This window comes from Streptomyces sp. W16 (assembly GCF_033194735.1).
Taxonomy (GTDB): domain Bacteria; phylum Actinomycetota; class Actinomycetes; order Streptomycetales; family Streptomycetaceae; genus Streptomyces.
In genome coordinates, this window is the sequence record NZ_JAWOAI010000375.1 from 1 (window position 1) to 10,043 (window position 10,043).

At 69.7% G+C, this 10,043-nt stretch carries 12 protein-coding genes; 6 read left to right on the plus strand and 6 right to left on the minus strand.

What is annotated here, in order from left to right:
* Positions 1-149 precede the first annotated feature (149 nt).
* The 3 genes from R6V09_RS36315 to R6V09_RS36325 all read left to right on the plus strand — a co-directional run bounded on the left by R6V09_RS36315 (position 150) and on the right by R6V09_RS36325 (position 2,286).
* Positions 150-398 (plus strand): SCO4226 family nickel-binding protein, encoded by a 249-nt coding sequence (locus R6V09_RS36315; protein ID WP_317885728.1) that lies wholly within the window; start codon positions 150-152, stop codon positions 396-398.
* A gap of 159 nt (positions 399-557) precedes the next feature.
* Positions 558-749 (plus strand): hypothetical protein, encoded by a 192-nt coding sequence (locus R6V09_RS36320; RefSeq protein ID WP_317885729.1) that lies wholly within the window; start codon positions 558-560, stop codon positions 747-749.
* 157 nt (positions 750-906) lie between these two features.
* Complete coding sequence (locus R6V09_RS36325) at positions 907-2,286, plus strand: S53 family peptidase (protein WP_317885730.1); 1,380 nt, start codon at positions 907-909, stop codon at positions 2,284-2,286.
* A gap of 92 nt (positions 2,287-2,378) precedes the next feature.
* Here the strand turns inward: R6V09_RS36325 and R6V09_RS36330 are convergent, their stop codons facing one another.
* Entirely contained in the window at positions 2,379-2,702 is a 324-nt protein-coding gene (locus tag R6V09_RS36330) for a hypothetical protein (RefSeq protein WP_317885731.1), read from the minus strand.
* Positions 2,703-2,840: 138 nt separating this feature from the next.
* Positions 2,841-3,602 carry a phosphoglyceromutase gene (locus R6V09_RS36335; RefSeq protein WP_317885732.1) on the minus strand — a complete coding sequence of 254 codons (762 nt, stop codon included), beginning with the start codon at positions 3,600-3,602 and terminating at the stop codon, positions 2,841-2,843.
* Between the two features lie 152 nt (positions 3,603-3,754).
* Here R6V09_RS36335 and R6V09_RS36340 point away from each other — a divergent pair, with 152 nt between their 5' ends.
* The gene (locus R6V09_RS36340) at positions 3,755-5,020 is read left to right on the plus strand and encodes an MDR family MFS transporter (protein ID WP_317885733.1); all 1,266 of its coding nucleotides are present in this window, start codon (positions 3,755-3,757) and stop codon (positions 5,018-5,020) included.
* Positions 5,021-5,177: 157 nt separating this feature from the next.
* Here the strand turns inward: R6V09_RS36340 and R6V09_RS36345 are convergent, their stop codons facing one another.
* Both R6V09_RS36345 and R6V09_RS36350 read right to left on the minus strand, forming a co-directional pair.
* Positions 5,178-5,402: a hypothetical protein gene (locus R6V09_RS36345; protein WP_317885734.1), complete on the minus strand. Its 225-nt coding sequence runs from the start codon at positions 5,400-5,402 to the stop codon at positions 5,178-5,180.
* A 321-nt stretch (positions 5,403-5,723) separates the two neighbouring features.
* On the minus strand, positions 5,724-6,161 hold the full coding sequence (locus R6V09_RS36350) for a DUF2000 domain-containing protein (protein WP_317885735.1): 438 nt from the start codon (positions 6,159-6,161) through the stop codon (positions 5,724-5,726).
* Between the two features lie 49 nt (positions 6,162-6,210).
* On the opposite strand from R6V09_RS36350, the gene R6V09_RS36355 reads away from it, so the two are divergent.
* Together R6V09_RS36355 and R6V09_RS36360 are read left to right on the plus strand one after the other, a co-directional pair.
* The gene (locus R6V09_RS36355; RefSeq protein ID WP_317885736.1) at positions 6,211-7,023 is read left to right on the plus strand and encodes a helix-turn-helix transcriptional regulator; all 813 of its coding nucleotides are present in this window, start codon (positions 6,211-6,213) and stop codon (positions 7,021-7,023) included.
* A 9-nt stretch (positions 7,024-7,032) separates the two neighbouring features.
* On the plus strand, positions 7,033-7,677 hold the full coding sequence (locus R6V09_RS36360) for a class I SAM-dependent methyltransferase (RefSeq protein WP_317885737.1): 645 nt from the start codon (positions 7,033-7,035) through the stop codon (positions 7,675-7,677).
* Position 7,678: 1 nt separating this feature from the next.
* Here R6V09_RS36360 and R6V09_RS36365 read toward each other — a convergent pair whose 3' ends face one another.
* Together R6V09_RS36365 and R6V09_RS36370 are read right to left on the minus strand one after the other, a co-directional pair.
* Positions 7,679-9,316, minus strand: coding sequence for a glycosyl hydrolase family 28-related protein (locus R6V09_RS36365; protein WP_317885738.1), 1,638 nt, complete (start codon positions 9,314-9,316; stop codon positions 7,679-7,681).
* A gap of 110 nt (positions 9,317-9,426) precedes the next feature.
* The gene (locus R6V09_RS36370; RefSeq protein ID WP_317885739.1) at positions 9,427-9,936 is read right to left on the minus strand and encodes a YbjN domain-containing protein; all 510 of its coding nucleotides are present in this window, start codon (positions 9,934-9,936) and stop codon (positions 9,427-9,429) included.
* Positions 9,937-10,043: the final 107 nt, after the last annotated feature.

Below are 10,043 nucleotides of genomic sequence, written 5' to 3' on the forward strand. Positions count from 1 at the left end.
TCCCGGAGGGGCCTCGGTGCTACGGCGCCGTGGCCCCTCCGGCGTCTCCGGCCGGCGGTGCTCCTCGCGGGTGCGGGCGCCGCCGGTGGCCCCGGACGGCGTGGGAGCGCAGCATTGAGGAGGGGCGAAGCACGAGGAGGTGCGAGGCCATGGCTCAGTACATGGACGTACATCACGGGATGAAGGGCATCACGGCCGACCAGTTGATGGCGGCCCACAAGGCGGATCTCGCCGTGGAGAAGGACGAGGGCGTCCACTTCGAGCGGGCCTGGGCGGACCCGGATTCCGGAACCGTCTACTGCCTCTCGGAGGCCCCGTCGCCCGAGGCGGTCCAGCGCGTCCACGAGCGCGCGGGGCACCGGGCGGACGAGGTGCACGCGGTGCCGTACTCGATCTGACGCCGCGCCAGGGGTGCTCGGCGGTGCCCGGGGGTGCGGTCAGCCCCACCCCCGATCGGGTGGGGCGCTCCATGGTTCACGCGGGCGGACGAAGGCATCGTAGAAGCCAGTTGGTCCCCAGTCGATCGCAACCGATCGCCCGCCCGGAAGGAACGTCCCATGGAATCAAGGCAGTTCACCGACCCGGCCGAGGTCCCCGGCGAGAACGCGCTCGCCCCGCTGCTGGCCGCGTGGGACCTGGCGCACCCCGCCATGGGTGATCCCGAGTGGCGGCACCTGTTGGACGAGATCGCGCATCCCCGCACCACCGAGGCGTTCCGGCGGCTGGCCGGGGCCGGGTCCGCGGTCTGAGTCGACCCGCCCGGTCGGCAGGACCGTTCGAGCACTGGGTGCTGTTTGGGCAAAAGCTTCGGCATCGGCAGTTCAACTGACTTGTCCTGTGCATGTCTCACTGGATGAGATGCACGCAGACCATCGCGTGCAACTCACAATCATCCAGGGGCGATACATGCACATAGCGCGCACCAGACGCGGCATCGCGGCTTCCACCGCCGCCACCGCCACCCTCGCCGTCGCCGCCCTGGCGACCGCCCCGCTGGCCGGCGTCAGCAGCGCAGCGTCCGCCGCCGTACCGCAGACGAAGGCGATCCCGGCCATCGCCGGCCACGCCCTCGCCCGCGACGTGCCGAGCCCGCTCTCCAGCGCGCAGTGCGAGGCCAAGTGGCAGATCGCCTGCTACAACCCGCTGCAGTACCGCACCGCGTACAACCTCAACTCCCTGTACCGGAAGGGCATTACGGGCAAGGGACGCACGATCGTCATCGTCGACTCGTTCGGCTCGCCGACGATCCAGCACGATCTCGACGTCTACAGCAAGCAGTTCGGCCTGAAGAGCGCCAAGGTCAACGTGGTCAAGTGGGGCAACGTCCCCGTCTTCGACCCCACCAACGCGGACATGACCGGCTGGGCCGGCGAGTCCACCCTGGACGTCGAGATGGCCCACGCGGTCGCGCCCGACGCGAAGATCGTGCTGGTGGAGACGGCGGTCGCCGAGACCGAGGGCGTCACCGGCCTGCCGGAGATGATGGACGCCGAGAAGTACCTGATCGACCACGGCGTCGGCGACGTCATCACGCAGAGCTTCGGCGCCACCGAGAACACCTTCCCCGGCTTCGACCAGGGCGACTTCTCCAGCATCAAGAAGCTGCGCTACGCCTTCCAGGACGCGGGCCGCAAGCACGTCACCGTCCTCGCCTCCTCCGGCGACGGCGGCGCCACCGACTACAACCTGGACGGCTCGGCCCTCTACGACAAGCCCGTCAACTCCTGGCCTTCCTCCGACCCGTTGGTCACGTCGATCGGCGGCACGCAGCTCCACCTGAACGACAAGGGCGAGCGCGTCACACCCGACAGCGTCTACAACGACTACGGCGCGGGCGGCGGCGGCCAGTCCCACGTGTTCTCCCGCCCGTCCTTCCAGAACGGCGTGAAGAGCATCGTCGGCACCCAGCGCGCCACGCCCGACGTGTCGATGGCGGCCGCGGTCAACGGCGGCGCGTGGGTCTACTCCAGCTACGACCCGACCGCGATCGGCTGGGACGTCTACGGCGGCACGAGTGAGGCCAGCCCGCTCTTCTCGGGCATCGTCGCCCTCGCCGACCAGGCGGCCGGCCACCGCGTCGGCAACATCAACGAGGCGCTGTACGCGCTGGCGAAGCACGGCGCCAAGAGCAACGGCATCGTCGACGTGAACGACGGCACGAACAACACGTACGCGGGCGTGACCGGTTACACGGCCGTCAACGGCTACGACATGGCGACGGGCGTGGGCACGGTGGACGCGCTGCGCTTCGTACCGGCGCTGGTGAAGGCGAGTTGGCGGCGCTGAGGTCCCGCTGACGCACGCAGAGACGGCCCGGGTTCGCATGGGATGCGAACCCGGGCCGTCCGCGTCTCATGCGAATCCCAGGGCGGGGACGTTCATTCGAGGGTACGAAGACCTCGTCCCCGGAAGAAGTGACGTGCCGCCCGGAGGGCCAGGACCATCGTCGTGACCGCCAGGACGAGGTTGAGAGTGTCCATGGTCATGACGACCGTGTGCGACGCGTGCAGCAGCGCCGGCAGGTTGGCGGCGATCATCCCCAGCCCCATGAGCAGGGGAAGCCACGCCCAGAAGAAGCGCGTGCCCTGACCGGGACCGGTTCCCTTGTGCCCCTTGGCCCGCTCCCACCACCGCCCACCGAGAGCCACCAGAACCAGCACACACCCCATGGCGACCACGGACCAGTCCATGAACTTCAGCATCGCCGCTCCCCCCAATTCACTTGTCTCCGAGTGTAGTTGGGAGCTCGGGAACCGAGCGGTCGCCGTTGGTCGCACCGGCGCAGCAACAAGCCCCCTACCGGCGGAGAACCCACAGGCAGGGGGCTTGTACAGCTCGGGTTACTTCTTCTTGCCCTGGTTCTTGACCGCCTCGATCGCGGCCGCAGCCGCGTCCGGGTCGAGGTACGTGCCGCCGGGGTTGAGCGGCTTGAAGGAGGCGTCCAGTTCGTATGCGAGCGGGATGCCCGTCGGGATGTTCAGGCCCGCGATGTCGGTGTCGGAGACGCCGTCGAGGTGCTTGACCAGGGCGCGGAGCGAGTTGCCGTGGGCCGCGACCAGGACCGTGCGGCCCGCGAGGAGGTCGGGGACGATGCCGTCGTACCAGTAGGGGAGCATGCGGACGACGACGTCCTTCAGGCACTCCGTGCGGGGGCGCAGCTCCGGGGGGATGGAGGCGTAGCGCGGGTCGGCGGACTGGGAGAACTCCGAGTCGTCGGACAGCGGGGGCGGCGGGGTGTCGTAGGAACGGCGCCACAGCATGAACTGCTCCTCGCCGAACTCCGCGAGGGTCTGCGCCTTGTCCTTGCCCTGGAGGGCGCCGTAGTGGCGCTCGTTCAGGCGCCAGCTGCGGTGGACCGGGATCCAGTGGCGGTCGGCGGATTCGAGGGCGAGCTGCGCGGTGCGGATCGCCCGCTTCTGGAGGGACGTGTGGACCACGTCGGGGAGGAGGTCGGCGTCCTTCAGGAGTTCGCCACCGCGGACCGCCTCCTTCTCGCCCTTCTCGTTCAGGTTGACGTCCACCCAGCCGGTGAACAGGTTCTTCGCGTTCCACTCGCTCTCGCCGTGGCGGAGGAGGATCAGCTTGTACGGTGCGTCGGCCATGCCTCAGAGCGTAATCCACGCATTCGGGCCATCGCCGGGTGCCCGCCCCTCCGTCCGACAGTTGACGGCTTCTGTTAATTGAGTGGTCCGACCGGGCGCCCTGTTCGTAAGTTGTGCTCACCGCCGTAGCCGCTTACATGGGGGATCGATCCATGCCACTCGCCGCCCTGAGACGTGCCGCCCGGGAAACCGTCTCCGGTCTGCCCCGCGAGTTTTGGTGGCTGTGGACCAGCACCCTCGTCAACCGGCTCGGGGCGTTCGTCTCGACCTTCATGGCCCTGTATCTGACCCTCGACCGCGGCTACTCCGCCACCTACGCCGGCCTGGTCGCCTCGCTGCACGGGCTCGGCGGGGTCGTCTCGTCCATCGGTTCGGGCGTGATGACCGACCGGCTCGGGCGTCGTCCCACCCTCCTCATCGCCCAGTCGTCCACCGCGGCGGCCGTGGCGCTGCTCGGCTTCATGCACGACCCCCTCGCCATCGCCGGTGTCGCCTTCCTGGTCGGGATGGCGAGCAACGCGTCCCGCCCGGCGGTGCAGGCGATGATGGCCGACATCGTGCGCCCCGAGGACCGCGTCCGCGCGTTCTCCCTCAACTACTGGGCCATCAACCTCGGTTTCGCCGTCTCCTCCATGGCCGCCGGGTTCATCGCCGAGGTCAGCTACCGCGCCGGGTTCCTGCTGGAGGCCGGGATGACGGCGGCCTGCGCGGTCGTCGTCTTCCTGAAGCTGCCCGAGTCCCGGCCCACGGTCGCGGCCGACGACGGCAGGAAGCCCGTGGACGCGGTGGGGCTCGGGACCGTACTGCGCGACGGGCGGTTCATGAGCGTCGTAGGGCTGTCCTTCCTCGTCGCCCTCGTCTTCCAGCAGGGCTCGGTCGGACTGCCGGTCGCGATGGGCGAGGCCGGGTTCACGCCCGCCGACTACGGCACCGCGATCGCCGTCAACGGCTTCCTCATCGTCGCCCTCCAGATCCCGGTCACCCGCCTCATCGAACACCGCGACGCCAAGCGGCTGTTGGTCGTCTCGTCCATCCTCGCGGGCTACGGCTTCGGGCTCACCGCGTTCGCCGGCTCGGTCGGCGTCTTCGCCCTCACGGTGTGCGTGTGGACCCTCGGCGAGATGATCAACGCCCCGACGCAGACGGGCCTCGTGGTCCGCCTCTCCCCGGTCCAGGGACGCGGGCGCTACCAGGGCATGTACACCCTGTCCTGGGCGGTCGCCGCGCTCGTCGCCCCGCTGATGTCGGGCTTCGTCATCGACCGGTTCGGGGCGGAGTGGCTGTGGGGGTTGTGCGCGGTCGTGGGGACGGGGGCGGCGGTGGGGTACGGGGTGCTGATGCGGCGGCTGCCGGCGAACGAGACGGCAGCCCACGAGCCCTCCGCCGCCGCGGCGGCACCGGAGGTCAGCGCGGCTTGACGGCCGCCCTGCGACGACACGGCCACGCCATCACCCATCACCTTCCCGACGACGGCATTCCCGACGACGACGAGCCCCCTGCCCGCACATCTTCTGCCGGCAGGGGGCTCGTCGTCGTGACTGGCGATGACCGGCGATGACCGCCGACGGGCGTCGGTCAGTAGCCGACGTTCACGCCGACGTTGTGGGGGAGCGCAGCGAGGGTGCCGCCGAGGGTGCCCAGGACAGTCGCCTTGACCGAGTCGACCTCGGCGAGGAGGTCCGCACTGCTGAGGGTCGTCGAGCCGACGCTGATGCTGATCTGCGGGCTCACGCCGCCGGAAACGGTGTCGAGCTCGGCGTCGGAGATCTCGGAGGTCTGAACCTGGGGAGCGGAGTTCATGGGGAAACTGCCCTTCGCGTGGTGGTCCACATGGGGATGCGGTCCCGCTGGGGACAGGCTGCGGGCCGCGATGCGCAGGATCAAACCACGCGACGTGCGGGGCATCCAGTCCGAACCCGCTCCCGGCAGGGCAGTTGAACCCGGCGGCGACCGAACCGTGTGAGTGTGCACACGAGTTGGGTCCGGGTTCTCTACACTCGGCGGCGCACAGCGGGCTGACAGGCCGTGCGGTGGCCGGTTGGAACCGGACAACTCGGCCCCAACGCGCCCCGCCCGCGCCGCGGTTGCGCACGCCCTGTGCAGATTCGGTCATGGATGGCGTCACGGGTGCATCCGCGCCCCCTTCACCACCTTGTCCACCCCGTTCCGAGGCCCATAAACAACCAGCCCCACCACATCCAGCTCGGCCGTGGCGACGGCCCGCACCGCCGCCCGGTTGTCGCGGTCGTTGCCGGTGCCGAAGAGGTCGGACGTGAAGACCGCGCGCGGCAGGGCACGGGACAGCACCCGCGCATGGGCCGCCGCCATGACCTCCTTCGTGGCCTCGAAGACCATCACCGGCTGCCGGAACATCGGCAGATACGCCACCCCGTCCGCGTCCTCGTACGGCTCTCCGATCACCTCGGGAACCTGCGAACCCAGCCCGCTGACCAGGAAGGACGTGACGTTCAGGCGCTGCCAGGGCTCCAGGTCGTCCCGCAGCAGGACGGCGATCTTGGTGTCGAAACGCATCGGTTCAGCAGTGATGTCGGTGTTCATACGGCGAGACTGCCGACCACCCCACGCCCCCGTCTTGTACGTTCTTTGCATGGCCCCGCAGCGCCTCCGGCAGGAAGTCTCCGCGTGGCGGCCCCGCATCCCCGGTGTCGTCGAGGTGTTCCACGCCCACTTCACCGAGTACGCCTACCCGATGCATGTGCACGACGCGTGGACGCTGCTGATCGTGGACGACGGCGCCGTACGGTACGACCTCGACCGGCACGAGCACGGCACCCCGCACGACACGGTGTCCCTGCTGCCGCCGCACGTCCCGCACAACGGCTCCCCCGCCACCCCGCACGGCTTCCGCAAGCGGGTCCTGTATCTCGACGGCACGCATCTCCCGGACGATCTGATCGGTTCCGCCGTCGACCGGCCCGACCTCCGCGATCCCGAACTCCGGCTGCGAGTAGGCGAGTTGCACACCGCGCTCGACCACCCCGGCGACGAACTGGAGGCCGAGAGCCGCCTCACCCTCATCGCCGAACGACTGCACGCCCACCTACGGCCGTCCTCCCCCGCCCCCACCACGGACCCCGCCCTCGCCCGCACCCTGCGCGAACTCCTCGACGAGCGCGTCACCGAGGGCATCGCGCTCGACGAGGCCGCCCGGCTCGTGCACGCCCATCCCGCCCATCTGGTACGGGCGTTCAGCGGCGCGTACGGCATCGCACCGCACCAGTACCTGATGTCCCGACGCGTCGACCGCGCCCGCCGGCTCCTGCTCGACGGGCGCCCGCCGGGCGAGGTGGCGGCGGCGACCGGCTTCTACGACCAGTCCCATCTCACCCGCCATTTCCGGAAGTTGGTGGGAGTCACGCCGGGACGTTATTCACGCGACAGAGATCAACACCGCGGCTAGATTCCGCGCATGGACTGGCACGAGTGGCACGACGCGTACGACTCCCCCGACTCCTACCTCAGCGAGCGCCTCGCCCTGGTCCAGGAACGCGTCCGGTACGCCCTCGACACCGCTCCGCCTGGCCCGCTCACCGCGATCAGCCTCTGCGCCGGACAGGGCCGTGACCTGATCGGCGTACTGGCCGACCATCCGCGCAGGGCCGAAGTCCGTGCCCGGCTGGTCGAGTTGGACGAACGCAACGTCGCCGACGCGACCGAGGCCGCCCGGGCCGCAGTCCTCCCCGGGGTCGAAGTCGTCGCCGGGGACGCCTCGTCGACGGATCAGTACGCCGACCTCGCACCCGCCGACCTGGTCCTCCTGTGCGGCGTCCTCGGCAACATCACCGACCCGGACGTCGAACGCCTCCTGGACCACTGCACCCAACTCTGCCGTACCGGCGGCACGGTGGTCTGGACGCGCAACCGCAAGGCCCCGGACCTCGTCCCGCAGATCTGCGCCTGGCTGGAGCAGCGCGGCTTCGAGCGGCTGTGGGTCTCCGATCCCTCGGTCACCGCGTCCGTCGGCGCCCACCGCTTCACCGGCGAGCAACGCCAACTCCCGCCCGGCATCAGCATGTTCGACTTCATCGGCTACGACACCCTGTGGCGCACCTGAGTCACAGCTCGCGCTGCGCCTCGTACAGGTTCCGCGGCCGTACGACGTCCGTCGTGCCGTAGAGCTCCAGGCGTGAGTGCAGGTCGCCGGTGAAGTCCGGGACGTCGGTCTGGTCGAACTCGGTGACCGTGTTGACGCCCACCGTGGCGCTGTACGGCGCCAGTTGGTCGATCTTCATCAGGCCCGCGCGGCCGTTGGTGACGCGGATGTTCCAGTGGGTGAAGCGGGCGCCGAAGAGCGGGCCGGCGTTCGCGTCGCCGCCGTGGCGGCCGTTGTTGTTCACCGTGATGTCGGTGCGGACGTTGGCGAAGGGCAGGCCGCGGTGGCTGTCGAAGGTGCCCATGCGCATGTCGCCGCGCGACCAGACGTTGTACGAGGACAGGCCCTCGACGTTGATGCCGTGGAGCTGAGTGTTGGCCGGTGCCGGAACCGTCCGTTCCTCGATCGTGAAGTCCTCGATGAGGTTGTCGTGCGAGCCCTCGCGGCAGAAGTAGGGGTGGTGCGAGCCGCGGCCCGCCACCGTCGTACCGCGCAGGGTGCACGCCGAGGATGCCACCAGGCCGAAGCCGTTGTCGACATGACGGACCGTCACGTCGTCCAGCCGGCAGTCGTAGGCGCATTGGAGGACGACCCCGTTGTAGCCCTTGTCGAGGAGGTGCGGCTGCTGCGGGGTCTCGACCGCCTCCAGGGTGAGGCCCTCGACGCCCGAGCCCGTCAACTCCTGTACAAGGGTGGTCAGTTGAGGGCTCCACTCGGGGCGGAGGTCGAGGGGCAGCGGGCGTTCGAGAGTCACCCTGCGGCCGTGGACGTGTGCGATGCGGACGGGCCATTCGTAGGGGACGTACGACAGCAGCTTCGTCTTGTCGTCCCAGTAGTACGCCTCGGGGCCGGGGCCGCCGCCCGCCATGTGCTGGAGGAGGGTGTGGCCGGTGTCGTCGGAGAGGCGGAGCAACACCAGTTCGCCCGGCTTCAGTTGGGAGGCATCCGCCACCCTCACCGTCCACGCGCCCTGCCTCGCCGGCTCGATGGTCGTCAACTGCCGCCATTCGTCACGCCTGTTGCCGGTCCAGCCCTCGAAGGGCCAGGCCTTCGCCCTGATCGCGGCGACCAGCGAGTCCAGGCGGGCCGTCGGGGCAAGCCAGATGAGGCCGCCCGCCCAGGACCAGGACGACTTGTCGCCGCCGTAGCGGGAGCCGTAGACACCGATCAGCTCGGTGAGGTTCTTGGTCGCCCAGAGCTTCGTACGGTCGCTGCCCGCGCCCCTGACCAGCACGTTCGAGTGGCCCACGCGGATCACGTCGTCGATGCGGAAAGTGCCTGGCGGGATGAGGACCGTGCCGCCGCCGGCCCGGCCGGCGGCGGCGATGGCACGGTTGATCGCGGGGGCGGAGTCGGTGGTGCCGTCCGCGACGGCGCCGTAGCGGAGGACGTCGAACACCCGGGAGGGGCGGGGGTGGCGCCGGGCGCCCGCCCCGCCGATGTAGGGGATCTGCGGGTGGGTGAAGGGGGTGCGGGTGAACTCCCGCCAGAGGGCGGGGACTTCACTTCTGGAGCCCTCGGGTCCCGGTTTCGGCAGGGGGACCGCCAAGGCCAGCGTGCTTCCGAGCAGGGTTCGTCTGGTGAGACGGGTGTGGCTCATGTACGTACGTCCTCCCACGCGGCTCTTCATGGATGTGAACGACGTTCAGAAATGTGCTGGCGGTGAGCATGCCACGGAGCCCCGTCAGCAGGGAAGGGGTCAGGCTGCGATCAGTCGGTCGGCCGCCGAGTCAGATGAGTGAACGCGTCCAGATTCCGCGTCGACTCCCCGCGCGACACCCGCCACGCGTACTCCTTACGGATCGCGGAGGCGAAGCCCAGTTCCAGGAGGGTGTTGAAGCTGCCGTCGGCGGCCTCCAGGATCTGGCCGAGGAGGCGGTCGATCTCGGCCTCTGTCACGGCGGACAGCGGCAGCCGGCCGGTGACGTACACGTCGCCGAGCTGATCGACGGCGTAACTCACGCCGTACAGCTTGAGGTTGCGCTCAAGGAGCCAGCGGTGGACGCCGGTCTCGTTCTCGTCGGGGTGGCGGATCACGAAGGCGTTGAGCGAGAGGGAGTGGCGGCCGACGAGGAACGAGACGGTCGTCGACAGCTTGCGGGTGCCCGGGAGTTGCACGATGAACGTGCCCGACTCCGGGCTCTCCCAGTCGAGTTCGGCGCCCTTGAGGAAACCCTCGATGACCTGCGCCGCCCGGTCCTGGTCCGCTTTCTCACCCATGGTGCGAGCGTACGTGACGGCGGTGGGCCTGGGCCGCGGCCGTGTACACGTCGGCCGTGGCGGCGGCGGCCGTGTCCCAGCCGAAGCACTGGGCGTGCCGGGCGGCG

Excerpts from the sequence above, each read along its gene's own strand:
- R6V09_RS36315 (WP_317885728.1), top strand. The coding sequence starts at position 150 with ATGGCTCAGTACATGGACGTACATCACGGGATGAAGGGCATCACGGCC.
- R6V09_RS36320 (WP_317885729.1), top strand. The coding sequence starts at position 558 with ATGGAATCAAGGCAGTTCACCGACCCGGCCGAGGTCCCCGGCGAGAAC.
- R6V09_RS36325 (WP_317885730.1), top strand. The coding sequence starts at position 907 with ATGCACATAGCGCGCACCAGACGCGGCATCGCGGCTTCCACCGCCGCC.
- R6V09_RS36330 (WP_317885731.1), bottom strand. The coding sequence starts at position 2,702 with ATGCTGAAGTTCATGGACTGGTCCGTGGTCGCCATGGGGTGTGTGCTG.
- R6V09_RS36335 (WP_317885732.1), bottom strand. The coding sequence starts at position 3,602 with ATGGCCGACGCACCGTACAAGCTGATCCTCCTCCGCCACGGCGAGAGC.
- R6V09_RS36340 (WP_317885733.1), top strand. The coding sequence starts at position 3,755 with ATGCCACTCGCCGCCCTGAGACGTGCCGCCCGGGAAACCGTCTCCGGT.
- R6V09_RS36345 (WP_317885734.1), bottom strand. The coding sequence starts at position 5,402 with ATGAACTCCGCTCCCCAGGTTCAGACCTCCGAGATCTCCGACGCCGAG.
- R6V09_RS36350 (WP_317885735.1), bottom strand. The coding sequence starts at position 6,161 with ATGAACACCGACATCACTGCTGAACCGATGCGTTTCGACACCAAGATC.
- R6V09_RS36355 (WP_317885736.1), top strand. The coding sequence starts at position 6,211 with ATGGCCCCGCAGCGCCTCCGGCAGGAAGTCTCCGCGTGGCGGCCCCGC.
- R6V09_RS36360 (WP_317885737.1), top strand. The coding sequence starts at position 7,033 with ATGGACTGGCACGAGTGGCACGACGCGTACGACTCCCCCGACTCCTAC.
- R6V09_RS36365 (WP_317885738.1), bottom strand. The coding sequence starts at position 9,316 with ATGAGCCACACCCGTCTCACCAGACGAACCCTGCTCGGAAGCACGCTG.
- R6V09_RS36370 (WP_317885739.1), bottom strand. The coding sequence starts at position 9,936 with ATGGGTGAGAAAGCGGACCAGGACCGGGCGGCGCAGGTCATCGAGGGT.